General features: G+C 74.9%; 20 protein-coding genes. 8 read left to right on the forward strand and 12 right to left on the reverse strand.

Annotated elements, in window-relative coordinates; all coding sequences use genetic code 11:
- Positions 1 to 246: 246 nt before the first annotated feature.
- A complete protein-coding gene (locus ACFVVU_RS37875; RefSeq protein ID WP_380689757.1) occupies positions 247 to 1,611 on the reverse strand; it encodes a dipeptidase in 1,365 nt (454 codons plus the stop codon).
- A 67-nt stretch (positions 1,612 to 1,678) separates the two neighbouring features.
- On the opposite strand from ACFVVU_RS37875, the gene ACFVVU_RS37880 reads away from it, so the two are divergent.
- Positions 1,679 to 3,106, forward strand: a complete 1,428-nt coding sequence (locus tag ACFVVU_RS37880) for a geranylgeranyl reductase family protein (RefSeq protein WP_380715642.1) — start codon at positions 1,679 to 1,681, stop codon at positions 3,104 to 3,106.
- Positions 3,107 to 3,198: 92 nt separating this feature from the next.
- Here ACFVVU_RS37880 and ACFVVU_RS37885 read toward each other — a convergent pair whose 3' ends face one another.
- A complete protein-coding gene (locus ACFVVU_RS37885) occupies positions 3,199 to 5,496 on the reverse strand; it encodes a glycosyl hydrolase family 18 protein (protein ID WP_387794334.1) in 2,298 nt (765 codons plus the stop codon).
- Between the two features lie 231 nt (positions 5,497 to 5,727).
- Positions 5,728 to 6,723 (reverse strand): ArsR family transcriptional regulator, encoded by a 996-nt coding sequence (locus ACFVVU_RS37890; RefSeq protein ID WP_387794335.1) that lies wholly within the window; start codon positions 6,721 to 6,723, stop codon positions 5,728 to 5,730.
- Positions 6,724 to 6,797: 74 nt separating this feature from the next.
- Between ACFVVU_RS37890 and ACFVVU_RS37895 the strand changes: the two genes are divergently transcribed.
- The gene (locus tag ACFVVU_RS37895) at positions 6,798 to 8,138 is read left to right on the forward strand and encodes an MFS transporter (protein WP_387794337.1); all 1,341 of its coding nucleotides are present in this window, start codon (positions 6,798 to 6,800) and stop codon (positions 8,136 to 8,138) included.
- A gap of 48 nt (positions 8,139 to 8,186) precedes the next feature.
- On the opposite strand, the gene ACFVVU_RS37900 is transcribed toward ACFVVU_RS37895, so the two are convergent.
- On the reverse strand, positions 8,187 to 8,609 hold the full coding sequence (locus ACFVVU_RS37900; protein ID WP_380682220.1) for a RidA family protein: 423 nt from the start codon (positions 8,607 to 8,609) through the stop codon (positions 8,187 to 8,189).
- 106 nt (positions 8,610 to 8,715) lie between these two features.
- On the opposite strand from ACFVVU_RS37900, the gene ACFVVU_RS37905 reads away from it, so the two are divergent.
- Both ACFVVU_RS37905 and ACFVVU_RS37910 read left to right on the forward strand, forming a co-directional pair.
- The gene (locus ACFVVU_RS37905; RefSeq protein WP_387794339.1) at positions 8,716 to 8,955 is read left to right on the forward strand and encodes a hypothetical protein; all 240 of its coding nucleotides are present in this window, start codon (positions 8,716 to 8,718) and stop codon (positions 8,953 to 8,955) included.
- A gap of 134 nt (positions 8,956 to 9,089) precedes the next feature.
- Complete coding sequence (locus ACFVVU_RS37910; RefSeq protein WP_380682219.1) at positions 9,090 to 9,863, forward strand: enoyl-CoA hydratase family protein; 774 nt, start codon at positions 9,090 to 9,092, stop codon at positions 9,861 to 9,863.
- Positions 9,864 to 9,907: 44 nt separating this feature from the next.
- Here the strand turns inward: ACFVVU_RS37910 and ACFVVU_RS37915 are convergent, their stop codons facing one another.
- Positions 9,908 to 10,681 (reverse strand): maleylpyruvate isomerase family mycothiol-dependent enzyme, encoded by a 774-nt coding sequence (locus ACFVVU_RS37915; protein ID WP_387794341.1) that lies wholly within the window; start codon positions 10,679 to 10,681, stop codon positions 9,908 to 9,910.
- Between the two features lie 175 nt (positions 10,682 to 10,856).
- Between ACFVVU_RS37915 and ACFVVU_RS37920 the strand changes: the two genes are divergently transcribed.
- Entirely contained in the window at positions 10,857 to 11,615 is a 759-nt protein-coding gene (locus tag ACFVVU_RS37920; protein WP_380682217.1) for an acyltransferase, read from the forward strand.
- A gap of 136 nt (positions 11,616 to 11,751) precedes the next feature.
- Here the strand turns inward: ACFVVU_RS37920 and ACFVVU_RS37925 are convergent, their stop codons facing one another.
- Together ACFVVU_RS37925 and ACFVVU_RS37930 are read right to left on the reverse strand one after the other, a co-directional pair.
- Entirely contained in the window at positions 11,752 to 12,333 is a 582-nt protein-coding gene (locus tag ACFVVU_RS37925; protein WP_387794343.1) for a HutD family protein, read from the reverse strand.
- 43 nt (positions 12,334 to 12,376) lie between these two features.
- Complete coding sequence (locus ACFVVU_RS37930) at positions 12,377 to 13,645, reverse strand: MFS transporter (RefSeq protein ID WP_387794345.1); 1,269 nt, start codon at positions 13,643 to 13,645, stop codon at positions 12,377 to 12,379.
- A 116-nt stretch (positions 13,646 to 13,761) separates the two neighbouring features.
- On the opposite strand from ACFVVU_RS37930, the gene ACFVVU_RS37935 reads away from it, so the two are divergent.
- Both ACFVVU_RS37935 and ACFVVU_RS37940 read left to right on the forward strand, forming a co-directional pair.
- The gene (locus tag ACFVVU_RS37935; protein ID WP_387794363.1) at positions 13,762 to 14,952 is read left to right on the forward strand and encodes an ROK family protein; all 1,191 of its coding nucleotides are present in this window, start codon (positions 13,762 to 13,764) and stop codon (positions 14,950 to 14,952) included.
- Positions 14,953 to 15,099: 147 nt separating this feature from the next.
- Positions 15,100 to 16,242: a PLP-dependent cysteine synthase family protein gene (locus ACFVVU_RS37940; RefSeq protein WP_387794346.1), complete on the forward strand. Its 1,143-nt coding sequence runs from the start codon at positions 15,100 to 15,102 to the stop codon at positions 16,240 to 16,242.
- Positions 16,243 to 16,278: 36 nt separating this feature from the next.
- On the opposite strand, the gene ACFVVU_RS37945 is transcribed toward ACFVVU_RS37940, so the two are convergent.
- Positions 16,279 to 16,470, reverse strand: coding sequence for a hypothetical protein (locus ACFVVU_RS37945; protein ID WP_387794348.1), 192 nt, complete (start codon positions 16,468 to 16,470; stop codon positions 16,279 to 16,281).
- Positions 16,471 to 16,584: 114 nt separating this feature from the next.
- On the opposite strand from ACFVVU_RS37945, the gene ACFVVU_RS37950 reads away from it, so the two are divergent.
- Complete coding sequence (locus ACFVVU_RS37950; protein ID WP_380682212.1) at positions 16,585 to 17,169, forward strand: TetR/AcrR family transcriptional regulator; 585 nt, start codon at positions 16,585 to 16,587, stop codon at positions 17,167 to 17,169.
- Positions 17,170 to 17,235: 66 nt separating this feature from the next.
- Here ACFVVU_RS37950 and ACFVVU_RS37955 read toward each other — a convergent pair whose 3' ends face one another.
- The 4 genes from ACFVVU_RS37955 to ACFVVU_RS37970 all read right to left on the reverse strand — a co-directional run bounded on the left by ACFVVU_RS37955 (position 17,236) and on the right by ACFVVU_RS37970 (position 22,365).
- Positions 17,236 to 17,556: a DUF6191 domain-containing protein gene (locus ACFVVU_RS37955; protein ID WP_380682211.1), complete on the reverse strand. Its 321-nt coding sequence runs from the start codon at positions 17,554 to 17,556 to the stop codon at positions 17,236 to 17,238.
- Between the two features lie 55 nt (positions 17,557 to 17,611).
- Entirely contained in the window at positions 17,612 to 20,026 is a 2,415-nt protein-coding gene (locus ACFVVU_RS37960; protein ID WP_387794350.1) for a right-handed parallel beta-helix repeat-containing protein, read from the reverse strand.
- A 324-nt stretch (positions 20,027 to 20,350) separates the two neighbouring features.
- A complete protein-coding gene (locus tag ACFVVU_RS37965; protein WP_387794352.1) occupies positions 20,351 to 21,229 on the reverse strand; it encodes an MOSC domain-containing protein in 879 nt (292 codons plus the stop codon).
- Positions 21,230 to 21,552: 323 nt separating this feature from the next.
- Complete coding sequence (locus ACFVVU_RS37970; RefSeq protein ID WP_387794354.1) at positions 21,553 to 22,365, reverse strand: DUF6643 family protein; 813 nt, start codon at positions 22,363 to 22,365, stop codon at positions 21,553 to 21,555.
- Positions 22,366 to 22,670 lie beyond the last annotated feature (305 nt).

Consider the following 22,670-nt stretch of genomic DNA (forward strand, 5'->3'; position numbering starts at 1 on the left):
GAGCTGTGCTTCGGGGCGGGGGCCGGGCTGGCGGTGGGCGCGGCCGGGTGGGCGCTGGCCCGGGCGGCGGTGACCGGCGCGGCGGGCGTCGCGGCGGGCGTCGAGGGGGCGCGCGGCCGGCCGTAGGGCGCGAAGGCAGCGGTCCGCGCGGGCGTGCGGTGGCGTGTTGGTGCGTTGGTGCAGGCGTGCGGTGCTCCGGGGCGGGCCGCGCCGTCCGGCTGGACGGCGCGGCCCGGTGCCGGGGTGTCAGACGGAGCGCAGCTCGGCGTAGCGGCGCAGGAACAGCGCCTCGGTGAGGGCCATCCGCTCCAGCTCCAGCGGGTCGACGCTCTCGTTGACCGCGTGGATCTGGGTGGTCGGCTCCTCGACGCCGATCAGGATGATCTCGGCCTGCGGGTAGAGGGTGCGCAGCGTGTTGCAGAGCGGGATCGAGCCGCCCTCGCCGGAGGCCACCATCGGGGTGCCGAAGGCCTCGGCCATCGCCTCGCCCATCGCCTCGTAGGCCGGACCGGAGGTGTCGGCGCTGAACGCCGCGCCGTTGCCCTGCCGCTCCACGGTGATCTGCGCGCCGAACGGCACCCGGCTCTCCAGGTGGGCGACCAGCGCCTCCTGGGCGGCCGTGGTGTCCATGCCCGGCGGCACCCGCAGGCTGACCGAGGCCTTGGCGGACGCCTGCACGGAGGAGGTCGCTCCGATCACCGGCGGGGCGTCGATGCCGAGCACGGTGACCGAGGGGCGGGCCCAGAGCCGGTCGGCGACGGTGCCGGTACCGGTCAGCGCGACGCCGTCCAGCACCTTGGCGTCGGCGCGGAACTGCTCGTCGGGGTACTGCACCCCGTTCCAGGACTGGTCGGCGGCCAGGCCGGCCACCGCGACGTCGCCGTTCTCGTCGTGCAGCGAGGCGAGCACCTTGACCAGCGCCTGCAGGGCGTCCGGGGCGGCGCCGCCGAAGGCGCCGGAGTGCAGGTTGCCCGCCAGCGTGCGGACCGAGACGTCGACCACCGTCATACCGCGCAGGGAGGCGGTGACGGTCGGCAGGCCGGGGGCGAAGTTGCCGGTGTCGCCGATCACGATGGCGTCGGCGGTGAGCAGCTCGGGGTGGGCCTCGGCGTAGCGCTCCAGACCGCCGGTGCCCTGCTCCTCCGAGCCCTCGACGATGACCTTCAGCCCGACCGGGTAGCCGCCGTCCACCTGGCGCAGCGCCCGAAGGGCCGTCAGGTGCATCAGGATGTTGCCCTTGCAGTCGGCGGCGCCGCGCCCGTACCAGCGGCCGTCGCGCTCGGTGAGCTCGAAGGCGGGGCTGAGCCAGGCGTTCTCGTCGAGCGGCGGCTGGACGTCGTAGTGCGAGTAGAGCAGCACGGTCGGGGCGCCGGCCGGGCCGGGGAGCTCGCCGTAGACGGACTGGGTGCCGTCGGGCGTGTCCAGCAGCCGGATGTTCGTCAGTCCCTCGGCGGCGAAGGCGTCGGCGACCCAGCGGGCGGCCTTCTCGCACTCCTCGACCGGGAACTGGCGCGGGTCGGCGACCGAGGGGAAGGCGACCAGGTCGGCGAGATCGGTGCGGGCGCGGTCCATGAGGGACCGGACGGCGTCGGCCAGGGGCTGCTGCGACATCGGGTGCTCCGGGGAGGGCTGGTCCGTCCGAGGGGGTGGTGCGGGCGAACGGCGTTGACGGTGGGTGATGCCGATCATAGGCGGCGCGCGGCGGTGGCCCGCGGGGGAGGCCGCGGGGGAGGGCCGCCCGGTGCCGCCGGGGGCGGCCGACCGACTGCCGACCGGCTGCGCCCGACCGGCGATTCGGTCGCGCGTTCGGGGCGGTGCGGCCGACGGTGGAGGGGGTGGCCGCATAGGATTGCTGCCCGTGACTGACTCCGGAAGCCCCGATTCTCGTAGCCCGCTCGACGCCGAGGCCGGCGGGCCGGACCGGCCGGGCCCGCTGGACGGCGTCTGGGACGTCGTCGTGGTCGGCGCCGGGCCGGCCGGCTCCTCCGCCGCGCACGCCGCGGCCGTGCAGGGCCGGCGCGTGCTGCTGCTCGACAAGGCCGAGCACCCCCGGTACAAGACCTGCGGCGGCGGCATCATCGGCCCCTCCCGGGACAGCCTCCCGCCGGACTTCAGACTGCCGCTCCAGGACCGGGTGAACGCCGTCACCTTCGCGTACGACGGCCGGTTCACCCGGACCAGGCGCTCCCGGCGGATGCTGTTCGGCCTGGTCAACCGGGACGAGTTCGACCTGCGCCTGGTCCAGGCGGCCAAGCAGGCCGGGGCGGTGCTGGTCACCGGAGTGACCGTCACCGGGGTGGAGCAGCGCGGCGGCGAGCACCGGACGGCGCTGGTCACCGCCTCCGACGGGCGCAGCTTCGAGGCGCGCGCGGTGGTCGGCGCGGACGGCAGCGCGAGCCGGATCGGCCGGCACGTCGGCGTCTCCTTCGACCAGATCGACCTCGGTCTGGAGGCGGAGATCCCCGTCCCGGCGGACGTCGCGGCCGACTGGGCGGGCCGGATCCACCTCGACTGGGGGCCGCTGCCCGGCAGTTACGGCTGGGTGTTCCCGAAGACCGAGTCCGCCAGCCTGACCGTCGGGGTGATCTCGGCGCGCGGCGACGGCGAGCGGACCAAGCAGTACCTGGCCGACTACATCCGACGGCTGGGCCTGTCCGGCTTCCCGCCGAGCGTGGAGTCCGGGCACCTGACCCGCTGCCGGGCCGAGGACTCGCCGCTGTCGCGCGGCCGGGTCCTGGTGGCCGGCGACGCGGCCGGGCTGCTGGAGCCGTGGACCCGTGAGGGCATCTCCTACGCGCTGCGCTCGGGCCGGCTGGCCGGCGAGTGGGCGGTCAAGGTGGCCGAGGCGGGCACGGCGGCGCAGGTCCGGCGCGAGGCGCTGAACTACGCCTTCGCGATCAAGGCCGGCCTGGGGGTGGAGATGCGGGCCGGCAAGCAGATGCTGAACGCGTTCGAGCGCAGGCCGTACCTGTTCCACGCGGCGGTCTGCCTGGTCGACCCGGCCTGGCGGGCGTTCGCCCGCACCACCCAGGGGCACCTGACCTTCGCCCAGGTGCTGCGGCAGTACCGCTCGGCCCGCCGGCTGGCCGCCCTCGCCTCGCGCTGAGCCGGCGGGGACCGGACCGGCGGCGCATGACGTGACGCCGGGTCCGGCGGGGCCGGTACCCCGCCGGACCCGGCGTGCGCGCGGTGCGGGTGCTACTTGAGGCCGCCGTCGACGGCGTTGATCAGGGTGCCGCCCGGGGTGTCACCGGTCATGTCCCAGATCATCGCGCCGAGCAGGCCCTTGGACTTCAGCCAGGCCGTCTTCTTGCCGATCGACCAGGCGTCGTCGAAGGTCCACCACTGCCCGCCCGCGCCGGTGTAGCCGTAGGTGGCCACCGACTGTTCGTCGTGGTAGACGGAGAGGCTGGGGAAGGTGGTGATCAGGTTGTTGTACCCGCGGGTGCCGGCCTCCTCGGCGAACTGGCCGGGGGCCGCGCCGGTCGCGCTCTGCCACTCGCCCTTGACGCCGCCGTCCGCCACGCCCTGCCAGCCGCGGCCGTAGAAGGCCAGGCCGATGGTGAGCTTGCGCGGGTTGACCCCGGCGTCCAGGTAGGGCTTGACGGCCCCCTCGACGCTGAAGTGGGTGGTGTACGGGTCCTGGGCGTCCACGTAGAGGTTGCCCTGGTGGCCGGTGCGGTTGGGCTCCCACGAGTTGTCGCTGCCGGCGCCGTGGAAGTCGTAGCCCTGGATGTTGGCGATGTCCAGGTAGTTGAAGATCTTCGAGAGGTCCCAGCCCTGGTTGATCTTGACCGGGTCGGCCGGGGTGAAGGCGGTCAGCAGCTTGTGCGAGCCGCCGAGCGCGTCCAGCTGCTTGCGGAACTCGGCGAGCAGCGCGGTCAGGTTGTCCTTGTCGTTGGCGCTGTAGTGGTTGCCGGCGTGGCCGTCGGGCGAGCCGGGCCACTCCCAGTCGATGTCGATGCCGTCGAAGATGCCGGCCGCGACGCCGTCGCCGCCCGCGCCGTTGTAGGCCGGCAGGTTGCCCTTGATCCAGATGTCGAGGCAGGACTTGACGAACTTCTGCCGGGACGCGTCGGTGGCCGCCACGTCGGAGAAGTACTTGGAGAAGGTCCAGCCGCCGAGCGAGGCGACGACCTTCAGGTTCGGGTACTTGGCCTTGAGCTTCTTCAGCTGGTTGAAGTTGCCGCGCAGCTTGCCCCAGCCGTCGTCGGCCACGCCGTCGACCGACTGGGCGGCGCTCATCGGGCGGGCGTAGTCGGCGTCGGCGTCACCCGCGCCGGTGCCCTGGTCGGGGTCCTGCGGGTTGGACGTGGTGCCCTTGGTGACGCCCGCCAGGCAGGTGAGGTTGACCGGGTCGATGTTCTCGAAGGCGTAGTTGATGACGTCGAGCTTGGCGGCGCTGCCCGAGGTGTCGAGGTTCTTCACGAAGTACTGGCGCCCGTAGATGCCCCACTGGGTGAAGTAGCCGACCCGGGCGTACTTGCCGGCGCCGACCAGGTCGGAGGTGGTGACCTTCAGCGGGGTGGAGGCGGGGGAGGCGTTGTCGGCGCCGTCGCGGGCCTTGACGGTGAACGTGTAGGAGGTGGACGGGGAGAGGCTGCTGACGGTGGCGGTCAGGGTGGAGCCGGTCACCGTGCGCACCAGCGTGCCGTCCTGGTAGACGTCGTACGCGGCGACCTTCAGGTTGTCGGTGGCGGCGTTCCAGGCCAGCGTGACGTCGCTCGAACCCACCGCGGTGGTGCGGAGGCTGGTGGGCGCGGTGGGCGGCACCTGGTCGGTGGACGGGTCGAAGGTGGAGGCGGTGACCGACGCGCTCGCCGGACCGAGGTTGCCGCGGGTGTCCTTGGCGCGGACGGTCAGGGTGTAGCTGGTCGCCGGGGTCAGCCCGGTGACCACCGTGTCGGTGGTGGTGCTGCTGCCGACCACGGTGCTGCCGTTCAGCACGTCGTAGGAGGCGACCGGGAAGTCGCCGCCGGTCGCGGCGGGCCACTTCAGGGCGAGCGTGTGGGCCGTCGCGTCGGTCACCGTCGGGGTGCCCGGGGCGGACGGCAGGACGTCCGAACTGCCGTCGCACTTGTCGCCGTTGATCCGGCATCCGGTCGGGGTGCCGACCGGGCCGTTGGCGACGAACCAGAAGCTGTACGGCTCGGTCGTCTTCCCCGCGGGGACGTTGGCGTTGTAGAACGCGGCGACGGCGGTGACGTGGCTGCCGTTGACCGTCGCGGTGCCGTTGTAGCTGTTCTGGATGGTCACGCCGGCCGGGAGGTCGAACTCCAGGGTCCAGCCGTTGACGGCGGTGGTGTTGTCGTTCTTGACGATGTAGGTGCCCTTCCACCAGGAGCCGTTGTTCTCGCTGGTGAAGGCGGCGGTGAGCTTGCCGGCCGCGGTGGCGGGGGTGGCCAGGGCGGTGATCGCGGCCAGTGGGAGGAGCAGGACGGAGAGCAGCGCGAGCACTCGGTGGCGCGTTCGACGCGTCCGGGTTCGAACGGACATGGTTCTCCCTGCGACTGTGGGGGTTGGACAGGGTGGCGCAGAACCGTACGTGGTGCGGGGAGCGTTCGATGCCCGCGCCGTGGGGAGACGGGGGCATGGGCACTGTAGGAGGTACAGACCAATGCGTCAACAGGTCTGTACCACTGGCCGGTTGGCGGGAAATCGGCGGCGGCCCGGATCGTCACCCGCCGCGACGGGCGCGACGCGCACCCGCAGGGGCGGGCGGGATGCTCACCCGCCGGGGCGGGCCGGGCCGGACAGCTCGTCGCCCAGCGCGCTGCGCCGGTACAGCACCGAACGCCCGTGCCGCGCCCGGGTCACCAGGCCGGTCGCGTGCAGCACCGCCAGGTGCTGGCTGACCGCGCCCGGCGTGACGCCCAGCCGGTAGGCCAGGTCGGTGGTGGACGCCGGTTCGGCCAGCAGCGCCAGCAGCCGCGCCTTCGGCGCGCCCAGCAGCAGCTCCAGCGCGCGCGGGGGTGTCGGCGGCCGCGGACCGGCCATCCCCGCCTGCCCGCGAGCCGGATAACTGATCTGCGGCGGACGGTCGTTGCCGATCATCGTGACCGCGCCACGGGCGAAGAAGGTCGGCACCAGGACCAGCCCCCGCCCGTCCGCCGTGATCTCGCCGTCCAGGTCCTTCCAGCGGCGGTCGACCGACAGCACCCCGTCCGCCCAGCTCAACCGGTGGTCGAGGTCGGCGAACAGCGCCGCCGCGCCCTGCTGGGCCAGCACCCGGGACCGGTAGACCAGGTCCGCCTCCAGCACCGCCCGCGCCTGCGGCCACCACGCGGGCGCCAGACAGCGCTCCCAGTACTCCTCCAGCGCGTCGGCGATCCGCGCCAGCAGCCGGGCCGGATCGGCCAGCCCCGCCGCCAGCGGAGCCGGCAGCGGCTGGTGGTGCGGCAGGAACGTCTGCTCCAGCTCCGCGCGCAGCTGCTCGGGCGGCAGCGCCCGGACGGCGGCCAGCTCGGAGCGGAAGTCCGGCCACGGGACGGCCGGGCGGGGCGTCAGGAAGTCCGGGATCCAGCGGTTGGCGGCGACCAGCGAGAGCAGCAGCGAGGAGTCCAGCCGCTCGAAGGCCGGCCGCAGCCGCCCGAAGGCGGCGGACTGCAGGGGGTAGACGCCCGGATGGGTCCACATCCGCAGGCTGAGCGCGGCCTCCTGGATCGGCGAGCAGGCGAACCAGGTGGTGGCCAGGTCGGCCAGGCCGAGTCTGAACAGGTGCACGCCGCCCCCCGGAGGTTTCAGACAGAGCCTAAATCAGTACGGCCGGGCGGCGGCGCCGGGGTGGGATCGTGGGCATGACCACCCCACCGGCGGCGAACGCCGCACCGAGCCCGGCAGCCGGCCCCGTACCGAGTTCCGTACCCGACCCCGCCCTGCCCGCGACCGGGGCCTCCCGGCTGCTGCACCCCGACCCGACGGTGCGCCGGCTCGCCCGGATCACCCTGCTCAACACCCTCGGCAGCGGCCTCTCGCTCTCCGTCGGCGTGCTGTTCTTCACCCGCTACCTCGGCCTGAGCGCCGGCCGGCTCGGCCTCGCGCTCGCCGCCGCCGGACTGTGCGGCGTCCTCGCGAGCGTCCCCGCCGGGCGGGCCGCCGACCGCTGGGGGAGCCGGCCGGTCCTGGTGACGCTGGTCGCGCTCACCGGCCTCGGCACCGCCGGCTATACCGCGGTCGGCGGCTACCCCGCGTTCGTGGCGCTCGCCTGCCTGGTCGCCGCCGCCGACCGGGGCGCGGCCGCCGTGCGCAACGCCCTCTACGCCGAAGTGCTGCCCGCCGACAAGCGGGTGGCGGGCCGGGCCTATCTGCGGGTGGTGACCAACGTCGGGATCTGCCTCGGCACCGGCGTCGGCGCGATCGCCCTCCAGGTGGACTCGCGCACCGGCTACCTGACGGCGATCCTGGCCGACGCGGCCTCGTACCTGGCGGTCGCCGTGATGTTCCACCGGCTGCCGATGCCCGGCGCGGGCGCGGCGGGCCCGCGGGGCGGGCGGGGCGGGCGGGAGACGGAGCGGCGGCCGGTCCGCGAACGCAACCCGGCGCTGCGGGACGGGCCGTTCCTGGTGGTGACCGCGCTCAGCGCGGTGCTCGGCCTGCAGTTCGCGATGCTGGAGGTCGGCGTGCCGCTGTGGATCGTCCAGCACACCGACGCGCCGCGGATCACCGTGGCCGCCACCCTGGTCGTCAACACCGTGCTGGTCATCGCCTTCCAGGTCCGCGCCACCCGCGGCACCGAGCACCCGGCCGCCGCCGCCCGGGCATGCGGCCGGGCCGGGCTGATCCTGGCCGCCTCCTGCCTGGTGATCGCCCTCGCCCACGGAGCACCCGCCGCGCTCGCCGCCGTGGTGGTGCTCACCGGCGTCGCCCTCCAGGCGGCCGGCGAGGTGCTCGGCCAGGCCGGCACCTGGGCGCTCAGCTACGACCTGGCCGGCGAACGGGCCCACGGCGCCTACCAGGGCGTCTTCAACGCGGGCAACGCGGCCGCCCTGATGATCGGACCGGCCGTCGTCTCGACCGCCGTCATCGGCCACGGCCTGACCGGCTGGGCCGCCCTCGGCGCCCTGCTCGCCGCCGCCGGCCTCGCGATGGGCCCCGCCGTCCGCTGGGCCGGACGACGGGACGCGGTCCGAGGGGTCTGAGAGGGTTGAGAGGTCTGAGGGTTTGAGGGGTCAGAGGGGTCCGAGGGGCTACTCCGGGACCACCGCGAAGGCCTCGATCTCCATCAGCACCTCCGGCAGGAACAGCGCCGCGACCTGCACCGCGGACGAGGCCGGCAGCGGCAGGTCGCCCAGCGCCTCGTTGCGGGCCTCCCGGATGGCGGGCATGTACGCCATGTCGGTGACGAAGTACGTCAGCTTGACGACGTGCGAGAAGTCCGCCCCCGCCGCCGCCAGACAGCGCCGCAGGTTCTCGAACACCTGCCGCGCCTGCGCCTTCGGGTCCCCCTCCCCGACCAGCCGCCGCTCCTCGTCGAACGCGACCTGCCCCGACACGGCCACCAGCCGCCCACTGCCGCTGACGACCTGCGTGTACCCCGTCCCGGGAGCGACCCCGGACGGCTCGGCGATGTGGGTGAGAGCCGCGGCTCTCCGCTGCGATTCCATGGTCATGCGCCCATCGTGGCCGACACCCGCTCACCACACCAGGCGTTTACCGTCGGTACGCCGACCCCGTACCTGCGGTCACGAGAGCGTCCCGCCAGGAGGCGAACGATTCGTGGACACGGCCCGCACCGAGATCATCGGGGGAGCCGTCACACCGAAGGCCAAGCGCCGCCGCTACGGCCAGTACGGGGCGCCGCTCCACCTCCTGGCCGACCGCCAGGCCCGCACCTGCACGCCGTTCAGCGGGCCCGGTCGGCTCGGCTGCGCCGTCGAGGACGGGCCGCACCCGTTCGGGGCACCCCTCACGCTGCCGGAGCCGTTCGGCCTCGACCTCGACACCTCACGGCTCTGATCCGCGGCGGCGGTCCGAGGGGGCTGGCCGGGGGACGGGCGGGCATGTCAGAGTCGTCCGGGCGCGCCCGTGGGTTCACCGGAGGCGGGCCGTCCGTTCCGACCCACCCTCAGCCGGAAAGCAGGACCGCACCGATGACCAGCGAAGCGCCCCTCGTCCGCGTCACCACCGAGGACGCCGTCACCACCCTGACGCTCGACTCGCCGCACAACCGCAACGCGCTCTCCACCCGGCTGATGGCCGAGCTGACCGCCGGCCTCGCCGCGGCGGCGGCCGACCCGGAGGTGCGCGCGGTCGTGCTGACCCACACGGGCAAGGTGTTCTGCGCCGGGGCGGACCTCTCGGAGGCGACCGGCGCCGACCCGACGGTCGGACCGCGCGGGCTGGTCGACCTCCAGCGGGCCATCGTCGACTGCGCCAAGCCCGTCATCGCCGTGATCGATGGACACGCCCGGGCCGGCGGGCTCGGACTGCTCGGCGCCGCCGACCTCGCGCTTGCCGGACCGGCCGCCACCTTCGCCTTCACCGAGGTCCGGCTCGGGCTCGCGCCGGCCGTCATCTCGCTGCCGCTGCGCCCCAAGCTGGACCCGCGCGCGGCCTCCCGCTACTACCTGACCGGCGAGGTCTTCGACGCCGCCGAGGCCGCCCGGATCGGCCTGATCACCCAGGCCGTCGACGCGCCGGAGGCGGCCGAGGTCGCGCTCAAGGGCCTGCTGGACGCCCTGCGGCTGGGTTCGCCGCAGGGTCTCGCGCAGTCCAAGCGGCTCGCCAACGCCGAGGTGGTGCGCTCCTTCGAGCGGGACGCCGACGAGCTGGTGGAGCTGTCGGCGCGGCTGTTCGGCTCGGAGGAGGCGCAGGAGGGCATGCGCTCGTTCCTCGAGAAGCGCCCGGCGCGCTGGGTGCGCTGACGCGCCCCGCGGGCTCGCCGGGCGCCGGAGGGCACCCGGGGGCGTCAGCCGATGGTCGCGGTCGCGCGCCACAGGTCGAGCAGGGTCTCGTCCCCGGTGCTGACCACCCGCCCGGTGCCGGCCGGCAGGCGGTTCCAGAGCAGCAGGTAGAGGTCGCGGGCCGGGCCGGTGAGCGTCAGGTCGGCCGGGCGCTCGGCCTGCTCGGCGCGCTCGGCCCGCTCGACGGTGAGCGGCTCCGGACCGATGGTCAGCAGCCAGCGGCCGGGGCCGTCGCTCGCGCTGATCCGCAGCGTCCGCGGCCGTTCGCCGCGGACCTTGGAGCGGGGGAGGCTCAGGAAGCCGACCAGCAGTTCGTCGATGCCGTCCTGGGAGAACTCCGGGTCGGTGTGCGGGCCCTCGGTGCCGGCTGCCGCGTCGGCGTCGATCCGGTGCACGGCCGTCTCGTGCGCCTGGCGGCGGGCCCAGAACGCGAGCGGGTCGGCCCCCGGGAGGAAGCTCCAGCAGTCCAGGTCGGCCGGGGCGGCGGTGAGCGCGTCGACCAGCGCGGCGTGGCCGGTGCGGAACCACTCGACCAGGTCGGCGTCGTCCGGCTCCGGCCCCCAGACGGCCTGCTGGCGCTCGGCGTCCATCGGGGCGGGCAGCCGGTCCCGGACGGTGGCCGTCGCCCAGCGGTGCACCTGTCCGGTGTGCAGGACGAGGTCGCGCAGCCGCCACTGCGGGCAGGTCGGGACGGGGGCGGTGAGGTCGGTGCGGGCGGCGGCGTCAGCGAGCAGGGTGCCCTCGCGGCGCAGGACGTCGAGGTGCGCGGTGATCTCCATGCCTTTGAGTCTGTCAGCAGTGGCGGTCTTCGGACATCGCCTTCCGAACAGGTTTTCGAGGTATCGGGAAGGGTGCCGCATCCGGTCGACGGCCCCCCGGGGCGGTCGCGGCGGGGGTGTGTGACCTTGGCCGCCCTGTCGCCGGGCGGACCCTACGGGCCGGTAACGTGAGCGCATGTCGATCACGCGTTCCCTGTTCAGCGCCGCCCGCGCCGGCGGCCGGCGCGCCACGGGCCGGCTCGTCCACCGGGGCTGGCAGTGGGTGCAGCGGGCGGGCGCGGTGTCCAGCGAGAACCCCGGGCCGTACCGGTTCGGCGAGCTGGGCGCGGGGACGAAGCTGACCTTCCCGCTCGGCGCGGTCTTCAACGAGCAGTGGATCACCATCGGACCGTTCTCGATCATCGGCGAACGGGTGACCATCAGCGCGGGCTTCCTGCCCGGCCTGGACCTCGGCCCCGATCCGATCGTGCGGATCGGCGGCGGCTGCGTGATCGGCCGGGACAGCCACATCGTCGGCCACCAGTCGATCGTGCTCGGCGACGACGTGTGGACCGGCCCCGGCGTCTACATATCCGACCAGGCGCACGAGTACCGGGCCACCGACCTGCCGATCGGCAAGCAGTGGCCGCGCAACGAGCCGGTGGAGATCGGCTCCGGCAGCTGGATCGGCACCGGCGCGGTGATCCTGCCCGGCGCCCGGCTGGGCCGCAACGTGGTCGTCGCGGCCGGCTCGGTGGTGCGCGGCGAGGTGCCCGACCACACGGTGGTCGCGGGCGCCCCGGCCAAGGCGGTGCGCCGGTGGACGGCGGAGGAGGGCTGGCAGCCGCCGTTCCGCACCGAGCCGCCGCGGCCGCTGCCGGACGACGTGACGGCCGCGCAGCTGCGGGCGCTGGGCGGGTGGGACCTGCGGCTGCCGGACGAGTCGGAGGCCTGACCGGGGCCCGGGCCCGGAGTCCGGGCTCGGGACCCGGATGCTGCCGGCGGCGCTCGCGGGTGCCGCCGGCCGTGGCCGGGTTCGACCTGGTCGGGCTCGGCCGGGCGCCTGTTCGGGCGACCGGGTGCGGCTGCCGTCAGCCCCGCGTCGGGCTGCGGAAGGTGAGGGCGGCCGTGGTGCCGTCGGGGATCAGGGTGTGGGTGGCCGGGGCGGTGAGGAGGGCGGCGTCGTAGCGGGCGAGGGCGGTGCCGTCGAGGGTCGCGGTGCCGGAGAGGCAGACCAGCAGCACGGTGGCGTCCGCCGGGACGACGATCGGGCCGGGCCGCTCGGTGAGGACGAGGTCGGCGGTGGCGTGGCCGCGACGGGTCATCACGTTGAAGTCGACGAGCGGGCCGCCGAGCAGCCGGCAGTCGGTGGCCGAGTCGCCGGAGAAGGCGAACGGGCGGAACGGCGCGTCGACGAGGTGCTCGACGCCGTCGACGGTCAGCGCCATGCCAGGGCCCTCGACCACGGTGATCACCCGGTCGACGCCGGGGAACGCGGAGAACGGCCCGGCGGTGGCGACGTCGGCGAGGCTGACCCGCCACCGGAAGTCGTCCGGCCCGCCGGCCGCGGGCTCCCCGGCGACCACCCTGGTCACCCCGCCCCCGTTGCGCCACGCCGTGGCCGGCCGCTCGGCCGCACGCAGGAACCGGACCGGAGCCGTGGTGTTCGTCATGGCGTGATCCTCGCACGACGGCCGGTGGGGGCGGGGTGACGGTTCAGCGGGGGCGGCGGCGGGCGGTCAGGGGCAGGACGGCGGCGACGGTCGCGGTGGCGGCGACGGTGGTCAGGGCGAGCGGCAGGCTGGTCGCGTCGGCGAGGAAGCCGATCACCGGTGGGCCGATCAGCATGCCGGCGTAGCCGAGCGTCGAGGCGAGGGCGACGGCCTGCGGACCGCCGGCGGCACCGGCCTGGGCGATGGCGAGCGGGAAGATGTTGGCCAGGCCGAGCCCGACCAGGACGAACCCGGCCACGGCCAACGGCACCAGGGGCGCGAGCGCCGCCAGCAGCATCCCGGCCGCCGCGGTGAGACCCCCGAGGACCATCACCCGGTGCTGGCCCAGGCGCAGCGAGAGCCAGGTGCCGCCGACCCGCCCGGTGGTCATGGCGAGCGCGTAGGCCGCGTAGCCGGCGGCGGCCACCCGGGCGCCGGCGTGGACGTCGTCGGTGAGGTGCAGGGTGGTCCAGTCGGCGACGGCGCCCTCGCCGTACGCGGTGCACAGGGCGGTGAGGCCGAGCAGCAGGACCAGCATCCGGCCGGCGGCGGGCGCGGCGGGCGTGGAGGGTGAAGGGGAGGACGGGGGTGTCGGGGTGGTGGCGAGCGGTCGCGGCGCAGGGCTGCGCAGCAGCGCGACGCCCGCGGCCACGGTGACCAGGAGTCCGGCGAGTCCGGCCAGCGCGAGCCACTGCGCGGCCGAGAGCGGGCCGGCGAGCAGGCCGCCGACGCCCGCCCCGAGCAGGCCGCCGAGGCTGTACCCGGCGTGGAAACTGGGCATGACCGGGCGGCCGAGTTCGCCGACGATCTCGACGGCGGCGCTGTTCATGGCCACGTTGGCCCCGCCGTAGCCGGCGCCGAAGAGCAGCAGGACGCCGCCGAGCGCGGCCACCGAGTGGGTGTGCGCGGGCAGCGGGACGGAGAGCGCGAGCAGGGCGAGCGAGGCGACGGTGACCGGCCGGGAACCGTGGCGCAGGCAGAGCCGGCCGACGACCGGCATGGTGGCGACGGCGCCCGCCGAGACGCAGAGCAGGGCCAGTCCGAGGGTGCTGTGCGAGGCGCTGACCTGGCTGCGGACGTCCGGGATGCGCACCACCCAGGCGGCGAAGAGCAGGCCGTCGACGGCGAAGAAGGCGGTGAGGGCGAGCCGGGCGGTGCCCCAGGAGGCAAGGGAGTGCGCGGACGGGCTGGGGGATTTCGCCGCGATGCTGCGAGACTGGGAGGATGCTCGGCCGGTGGGGCCGGCGGGACGGATTTTGTTTCGGAGCGGCACAAAGTAACAATAGGTCCGTGCAGCTCTCACCTTCAAGCCCGAAGCCCGGGACCGGGGCCGACCACGACGCGCAGCGCGACGCCCACCGCCGCTCGGCGCCCGACCGGGGGCGGACGCTGCTCGGCCCCGCGCTGCAGCTGATCCACACCGGCCAGACCCCGACCCGCTCGGCGCTCACCCGCGCGCTCGACGTCACCCGGGCCACCGCCGGCGCCGTCACCGCCGAACTGGAGGCGCTCGGCCTGATCACGGTCGACTCCCGCCCGGCCGGCGGCGGCCGCGGGCGCCCCTCGCACCGGCTCGCCATCGACCCCGCCGGTCCGGTGGTGGTCGCCGGGCAGATCCACGCCGACGGCCTGAGCGTCACCCTGGCCGGCCTCGGCGGCCTGCTCGACCCGCCGGTCCACCTGCCGCTGCCCGCCGCCACCGACCCGGTGCGGATGCTGCGCGCCGTCGCCCAGGCGGGCGCCGAACTCGCCCGCGGCACCGAGCGGCGCTGCCTCGGCGCGGCGCTCGCGCTGCCCAACCCGGTCACCGAGCCGGACGGCACCGCGCTGGCCGCGCTGCACTTCGCCTGGCCCAGCGGCACGCCCGTCGCCGACCTCTACGACGTGGAGGTGGGTCGCGCCGACCACGGGCCGCACGCGCTCGACCCGCTGCCCACCGCGATCGCCAACGACGCCAACCTGGCCGCGCTCGCCGAGTACCGGCACGGCGCCGGTCGCGGTGCGCGGCACCTGCTGCTGGTCACCTCCGGCCATCGCGGCGTCGGCGGGGCGCTGGTGATCGACGGGCGGCTGCACACCGGCAGCGCCGGACTCGCCCTGGAGGTCGGCCACCTGACGGTCGACCCGCAGGGCCGGCCCTGCGGCTGCGGCAACCGCGGCTGCCTCAACTCGGAGACCGATCCGGACGCGCTGTTCGCCGCCGCCGGACTGACCCCGGACCCGGACCGGCCGCTGCTCGACCAGGCCGGCGAGCTCTGCCGGGCCGCCGCCACCGACGAGCGGGCCCGGGTGGCCGTCGAGCACGTCATCGACCGGCTCGGCCTCGGCCTGGCCGGGGTCGCCAACATCCTCAACCCGGACCGGGTGGTGCTCAGCGGGCTGCACCTGGACCTGCTGGAGGCCGCGCCGGACCGGCTGCGCGCGGTCGTCGCCGAGCGCAGCCTGTGGGGGCGCAGCGGGCGGGTTCCGATCGTCGGCGCGGAGCTGGAGCACAGCGCGCTCGCCGGGGCGGCCGAGCTGGGCTGGCTGCCGTACCTGGCCGACCCGCAGTCGGTGGCCGCGGGGTGGGCGGGGCGGTAGCGGGGCAGTAGCGGAGGTGCAGTGGGTGCGCAGCGGGGCGATAAGCGGAGCCTAGAGCTTCAGATAATGTTACTTATCGTGACACCCGTACACTCGTAGTGAGCATTGGAGGGGGGCTTCCAGGGGGACTCGCACGAGGAGAGTGGCATGGGGACCGAACCGACCGTGGGACAGAGCGTGGAGCCGGGCATGGAACCGACCGTCGACGCGGACCGCTCCGACCCGGAGTACCGGCGCTGGCTCAAGGACGCGGTCCGCAAGGTCCAGGCCGACGCCAACCGCTCGGCCGACACCCACCTGCTGCGCTTCCCGCTCCCGGCGGAGTGGGGCATCGACCTCTACCTCAAGGACGAGTCCACCCACCCCACCGGCTCGCTCAAGCACCGGCTGGCCCGCTCGCTGTTCCTCTACGGGCTCTGCAACGGTTGGATCCGCCCCGGCAAACCGGTCATCGAGGCGTCCAGCGGCTCCACGGCCGTCTCCGAGGCCTACTTCGCCCAGCTGATCGGGGTGCCGTTCATCGCCGTGATGGCCAAGTCCACCAGCCAGGCCAAGATCGACCTGATCGAGTTCCACGGCGGCGAGTGCCACCTGGTGGACCGGCCGGACGAGGTGTACGAGGCCTCGGCCCGGCTCGCCGAGGAGACCGGCGGCCACTACATGGACCAGTTCACCTACGCCGAGCGGGCCACCGACTGGCGGGGCAACAACAACATCGCCGAGTCGGTCTTCGCCCAGCTGCGCCTCGAACCGCACCCCGAGCCGGCCTGGATCGTGGCCACCGCCGGGACCGGCGGCACCTCGGCGACCATCGCCCGGTACGTCCACTACATGCAGTACGACACCCGGATCTGCGTCGCCGACCCGGAGAACTCCTGTTTCTTCGACGGCTGGGTGCACGACGACCCGGACGCGGTGTGCGACCGCGGTTCGCGGATCGAGGGGATCGGCCGTCCCCGGATGGAGCCGAGCTTCGTGCCCGGGGCGATCGACCGGATGATGAAGGTCCCGGACGCCGCCTCGGTCGCCGCCGTGCGGGTGCTGGACCGGGTGCTCGGCCGGAAGGCGGGCGCGTCCACCGGGACCGGGCTGTGGAGCGCGCTGCGGATCGTCGCGCAGATGCGGGCGGCGGGGGAGCGCGGCAGCGTGGTCACCCTGATCTGCGACCCGGGTGACCGCTACCTCGACAAGTACTACTCGGACGAGTGGCTGGCGGGCGAGCGGATCGACATCGTGCCTTACCTGGCCGGCCTGGAGTCCTTCCTGGCCGGCGGTGCCTGGGCGGGCTGACGAGTCGGCGGGCCGGCGGGCCGTCCGGTTCCGGGGTCAGGAGGAGGCGGTCCGGCGCTCGGTGAGGAACAGGGCGCCGGTCGCCGCGACCGCCACCGCCGTGGCGCCGTGGATGCCGAACGCGAGCAGCACGGCGCGGACGGTGGCGACGCGCTCGCGGGGGGTGCCGGCGGCGGCTGTGGCGGTGTTCGGGGCGGCGGTGCCGGTGCCGGTGCCGGTGCCGGACATGATGATTCCCCCTCAATTCCATATTGGTCGCTAGAAGTTCTAGTGGCACTAGAAGGCTGATGGAACATCAGTGCGAGCGTCGCTCGAATATCTAGCACTGCTAGGATATTTGGCGTGACAGTCCACGCCCGCCGCGAGCGCGAACGCGCCGAACGGCATCAACTGATCATCAGGACCGCCCGCGACCTCGCCGAGGACGAAGGCTGGGAGGCGGTGACGGTCCGCCGGCTCGCCGCGCTGATCGAGTACAGCCAGCCCGTCCTCTACAGCCACTTCGCCAACCGGGACGCCATCGTCGCGGCCGTCGCCGTGGAGGGCTTCGAGGAACTCGCCGGGGAACTGCGGGAGGCGCCCCGCAACGCCGAAGGACCGGTCGAGGCGTTCACTGCCGTCGTCGGCGCCTACGCGAGGTTCGCGGCGACCTACCCCGCCCTCTACGACGCCATGTTCACCCTCGCCACCGGCCTCCCCTTCGGCCGGCCCGAGGCCCCCGCCCCGCTCAAGGAGGCCTTCGCCGCCCTGGCCGCCCCGGTCGCCGAGGTGTCCGGCCCCCACGACCCGGACACCTTCACCGAGGTGGTCTGGACCGCCCTGCACGGCCTGGTCACCCTCACCCGCAGCGGCCGCCTGCGCCCCGAACTCGCCGAGGACCGCCTGGACCTCCTGATCTCCCTGATGCTCGCCGGCGAACACGTCTGACCGGCCCCGCCGCCACGCCCGGCGCCGCTGCCGGGCCCGGCCCCACCGCCACGCTCGGCACCCCCGCTACGACGGGCGGGCGCCGGACCGGATCACCACCCGGCCACCCGCCGGGTCGATCCCGGTCCGGCGCGGCGCCCCGTCGTGCTCGTCGTCGCGGAGCACCAGCTCGACCCGCCGCTGCTCCAGCTGTGCCCGCTTGCCCGGATAGAGCAGCGCGTGCAGTTCCTCGGTGGCTGCCGCGCCCACGCCGCGCCCACCGTCCGCGGGTCCGCGCTCGCCCCTTCGGGTGAACAGCAACCGCCCGGCCGCGCCGAGGAAGAAGAGCGCGACGAGGAGGGCCGGGAGGAGCAGGCCACCGGCCGCGCCGGTGAGGAGGGTGCTCATGGCGGGTCCAACGGTCCTTCGGCGCCCGGAAGTTCCCGGGCCGCGGCGGGCGGGCCTACGGCAGGCGGGGGGCCGGGAGGTCGGCGGGGACGAGGAGCTGGAGGTCCTCGGTGGACGCGTCGGGGAGCTGGGCGATCCGCATGGCGTGCCGCTCGACCATGGTCTCGAAGACCTGCCGGGCGGTGCGGCCGTTGCCGAAGTTGGGGCCGCGCTCGATGCCGGCGAAGTGGTCGAGCAGGGCGTGCTCGGTGGCGTCGGCGAGCGCGTACTCGTGCTCGGCGCACTGGGCGCGGGCGATCTCCAGCAACTCCTCGGCCGAGTAGTCGGGGAAGGTGATGGTGCGCGAGAACCGTGAGGAGACACCGGGGTTGGCGGAGAGGAAGCGTTCCATCTCGACGGTGTAGCCGGCCACGATGACCACCACCTCGTCCCGGTGGTCCTCCATCAGCTTCACCAGCGTGTCGATCGCCTCCCGCCCGAAGTCGCGGGCGCCGTCCTCCGGCGCCAGCGTGTACGCCTCGTCGATGAACAGGACGCCGCCGCGAGCCCGGTCGAAGGCGGCGGCGGTGCGGATCGCGGTGGAGCCGATGTGCTCGCCGACCAGGTCCACCCGGGCCACCTCGACCAGGTGGCCGCGCTGCAGCACCCCGAGCGAGGCCAGGATCTCGCCGTACAGCCGCGCCACGGTGGTCTTGCCGGTGCCGGGGGCGCCGGTGAAGACCAGGTGGCGGCGGAGCGAGGGCGCCTTGAGCCCGGCCTGCCGACGCCGACGCCCGACCGAGATGAGGTCGATCAGCGTCCGCACCTCCTGCTTGACGGTGGCCAGGCCCACCAGCCCGTCGAGTTCGGCCAGTGCCTCGTCGGCGGGCCGGCAGTCCGGGATCGGCCCGATCGCCGAAGCGGCGGGCGGGGCGGGCGCGGCGGCCGCCAGGGGTGCGGGGGCGGCGGTGAGCTGGGTGCGCGGGGTGGGGATCTCGGCGGCCGCGGCCGACGCCGCCGGCACGTCGTCCGAGGTGCAGCCCTCGACCACCGGTCCGGGCTCGGAGAACTCGAAGCCGGCCCGCTCGTTCTGCTCGGCCCGGCACCGGGTGAGCACCGTGCGGCAGCCGTCGATGATGTGGAAGCCGAAGCCCTTGCCGTGCGAGACCCGGCAGTCCTCGAAGGTGCCGCGCCCCTGGGCCGAGACGTAGACGCCGGCGTCCGAACCGGCCCGGACGGTGCAGTCCCGCAGCACCGGGTCGGCGCCCTTGGTGACGATCACGCCGGTCGCCACGTCGGAGATCTCGCAGCCGGTCAGCACACCGCCGCTGCCGTGGTCGCGGAACCACAGCCCGGTGCCCGCCTCCTGGACCCGGCAGCCGGTGAGCGTCACCGTCGCACCGCCGCTGACCGACACCGCCGAGCTGCGGATCCGGCTGAACGAGCAGCCCTCGGCGACGGCCGCCGAGTCGCGGTCCAGGACGAACAGCGCGTCCGGCAGGTCGTGCAGCGCGCAGTCGGTGAGCGTGAGCCGGGCGCCGTCGCTGACCCACAGCGCCGGGTACTCGCCGTTCGAGCCGTGGATCTGGCAGGACTCGGCGTTCGCCTCGGTGCCCTGGTCCCAGACCGAGAGGGCCCCGCGCCCGAAGTCCCGCACGGTGGAGTGGGCGAGGCTGAGCCGGGAGCGGCCGCGCAGGTCGGCGGCGTTCTCCGGTACGTCGTGCACCCGGCAGCCGGTGAGCACGAGCTCGGCCTCGCCGTCCAGGGTGAGCCCGTTGCCGGTGACCCGGTGGATGTCGCAGTCGACCAGCCGCCCGCCCGCCTGGGCCTCGGCCTGCACCCCGCTGCCGCGGATCTCGTAGATCTCGCAGCCGGTCAGTTCGGCCGCGCTGCCGGGGTCGGAGAGCAGCACGCCCGCGCTGGCGGCGTGGTGGACCCGGCAGCGCTCCAGCGCGGCGGCCGCACCGCCGAGCACCGCCAGTCCGGCCTGGCCGGCGGCGGCGACCTCGCAGTCCTCGAAGGCGGCGGCGGTGCCCGCGCCGCGCAGCCGCAGGCCGAGGCCGTCCGGGTTGGACACCACGCAGCCCTTGAAGGTCGGCCGGGCGCGGTCGGTCACCTCGATCCCGGCGGCCGAGTGGGTCTCCACCCGGCAGCCGGTGAACGCGGGGGTCGCCTCCTCACCGGTGACCAGGACGGCCGGCGCGGACCGGTCGGTGCCCTCGATCACCAGGTCGCGCACGGTCGCCGCGGCGGTGACGGTGAGCGGCACTCCGCCCGGCGGGTCGATCCGGACGCTGCCGGGGCCCTGGGCGGCGACGACCGTCACCGCCTTGTCGACGACCACGTTCTCCCGGAAGGTGCCCGGTCGAACGGTCACCGTGTCGCCGGGTTCCGCGGCCGCCAGGGCCTCCGCGAGCGTGTCGTACTCGCCGGCGCGGCGCCGCCAGCGGGATGCGCTGTCCTGGGTGACCCGGACCCTGTGCTCAGCCATGACGGTCTGTCGTCCCCACCTTCATCGAGCCGGCGATCTGCGGACCGGACGCACGCGGACGCTGCGGCGCGCCCGGACGCGGCGCACCGGGGTGCGCGGGTCGTCCGCCCACCGTAGCGCGCCCGCGCGGGTGCTCCGGCCGCGCGGGCCGGGCGGGTCGGGCGGCCGGGGCCGCCGTCGGCCGACCGCGCTCGTCGGCACCGGCTTCAACGAGCCCGCACACGTCCGGTTCCGGGACGCGGGTGCGGACGCGGGTGCCGACGCCGGCGCGGAAGCGGGCGGAACCGGGTGCGGACGCGGCCGCGCGAGAGCGGGCGCCCGCCGTCAGACCAGGCCGTCGGCCGGCCAGTGCGCGCCGCCCTCCAGCACCTCGACCGGGTCGCCCAGCCGCAGCGTGCCGAGCACGTCGCCCTCGACGCCGGCCGGGCGCTCGGGGATCAGGTTCTGTCCGAACGCCGCCTTCTTCAGCAGCCGGTGGTGCCGGGCCAGGGCGCGCAGCGGCTCGGGGCCGCGCCGGTCGCCGCTCTCCTGGTCGGTGGTGGTGACCACGCAGCGCCCGCACGGCTTGACCACGCGGAAGGTCAGCTCGCCGATCCGGATCCGCCGCCAGCCGTCCTCCGCCCAGGGCTCGCCGCCGGAGACGACGACGTTGGGGCGGAACCGCTCCATCGGCAGTTCCTCGTGGCCGTCCGGGTGCTCGGCGGAGATCAGCGCGTTGAGCTCGGCGAGCGAGGCGGTGGTGGTGAGCAGCAGCGGGAAGCCGTCGGCCATCGAGACGGTGTCGCCGGGGGAGGAGAACTTCGGGTCGACCGGCCGGGCGTGCGGGTCGTCCAGGTGCACCAGCCGGTAGTCGCCGATGTGGTCGGCGATCCAGGACTGGGCCTCCTTGCCGGCCTCGGCGGCGCGGAAGCGGGTGCCCCAGACCTCGACGTCGGCGAGCGGGTCGCCGACCGCGGCGGCGGGGGCGGGGATCTCGGCCCGCGAGCCGTCGGCGGCGGTGAGCACGAGCGCTCCGGTGGGGGCGAGCTCGGCGCGGACCTGGCCGAGGGCGGCGTTCTCGCGCTGGCTGACGAACCGGCCGGTGGCGTCGGCGAGCATCCAGCGCCGGTCGCCGGCCAGGCCCCAGGGTTCGACGCGGGCGCTCTCGGGGCTCAGGCGGTACATGGACTTGACGGGGTAGACGTGGAGTCCGGTGAGCTGCATTCCCCCATCCTGCCAGTCGCCGCCAGGCCGTCGGCGGGCGCGGTCGGTGTCCGGAACCGCGGGTTCCGGCGGGACGTGGCCTCGGCTGCCCGGAGGTGCCGGGAGCTGCCCGGACGGGCGCCCGTCTGCCCGGACGGCCGTCCGGAAGGCGCGCGGATGCGCGCGGATGCGCACGGACCGCCCGGAACGCCGAGTGGGGTGGCGTTCCGGGCGGTCCGTGGATGACCCGTTTCTCCGTACGCCCGGCGGATGTGGGTGCGCCGGGTGGGACTAGGTGGTGCGGGTCCGGGCCGGGTGGGGCCGGCCCGGAGGAGGCGGTGGCTTCAGTAGTTCTGGGCCTGCGGCTGGTAGCCCCCCTGCTGGAACTGGCCGGGCTCGCCGTACGGGCCGGGCCGCTGCGGCTGCATCGGGCGGACCGGGGCGACCGGGGTGACCGCCGGGCGCAGCTGGGCGCCGCCGAAGGACTGCTCGCCGGAGCCGCCGGAGCCGCCGAAGCCGCCGGGCTGGGCGCCCTGTCCGCCGAAGCCCGGCTGGCCGCCGAAGGACTGCGGGCCCTGGGGCTGGCCGGCCATCGCCTGCGGACCGGAGGGGCCGCCGACCGGCTGGGCGCCGAAGGTCTGCGGGCCGCCGTGGCCGCCGACGAAGGTGTTCTGGCCGCCGAAGCTCTGGCCGCCGGACGGCTGGTACCCGCCGGTGGCCGCCTGGGTGAAGCCGGGGGCCGGGGTCTGCGGGCGCTGGCCGGGCAGGTACGGCTGCGGGCCGCCGTAGCCGGGGACCGGCGGCTGCGGCGCGGCGGCGTAGGCGGGCGCGGGCTGCGCCGGGATGTACGCGGTGGCCGGGCCGGAGGACGGCGCGCTGCTCGGGCCGGGGCCCAGGGCGAGGCGGGCGGGCGGCAGGGCGGGGAGGTTGCTGCCGGGGCTGTCGTAACCGGTGCCGTACCGGTTGTTCTCGTAGGACGGGCCGGACAGGCCGGATCCGTACCCGGTCGACAGGGCCGGCGGCAGGGCGGCCGGCACGTTGATGGGCGCGATCTGCGGGACACCGCGTTCTGCGACGAGGCTGTCGTAGATGGGCGTGCCGGAGGAGAAGGACGGAGAGGGGTAGCCGACTCCGTCGTAGGAGCGGGGCGAGGTCATGGGGCATACGGTAAGCCCACAACGCGCCTACTGAGGAGACTGGGAGGCGGAGCAGTTCGAGTGTTTACACAAGCTTCGCCCGAACAAAGGTTTCGAAAGTAGGAAGAACGGACATTTTGGCGGCGAGTTCCGGCCACCGTTCGGCGGGCCCGAGGGTTCGAACGGAGTCCGGACGGGGGCGCCGAAGGGCCGTGTGGTGACAGGCCGGTGGACGGTTCGGGGACCGTCGAAGAAACTTCTGCGGGCGGGGCGCACACCGGCGCATTCGAGCCCCCGCCGGGGGCGCGGCGAGGGCTCGTGAATGT

This window comes from Kitasatospora sp. NPDC057965, from assembly GCF_042887135.1.
Taxonomy (GTDB): Bacteria; Actinomycetota; Actinomycetes; order Streptomycetales; family Streptomycetaceae; genus Kitasatospora.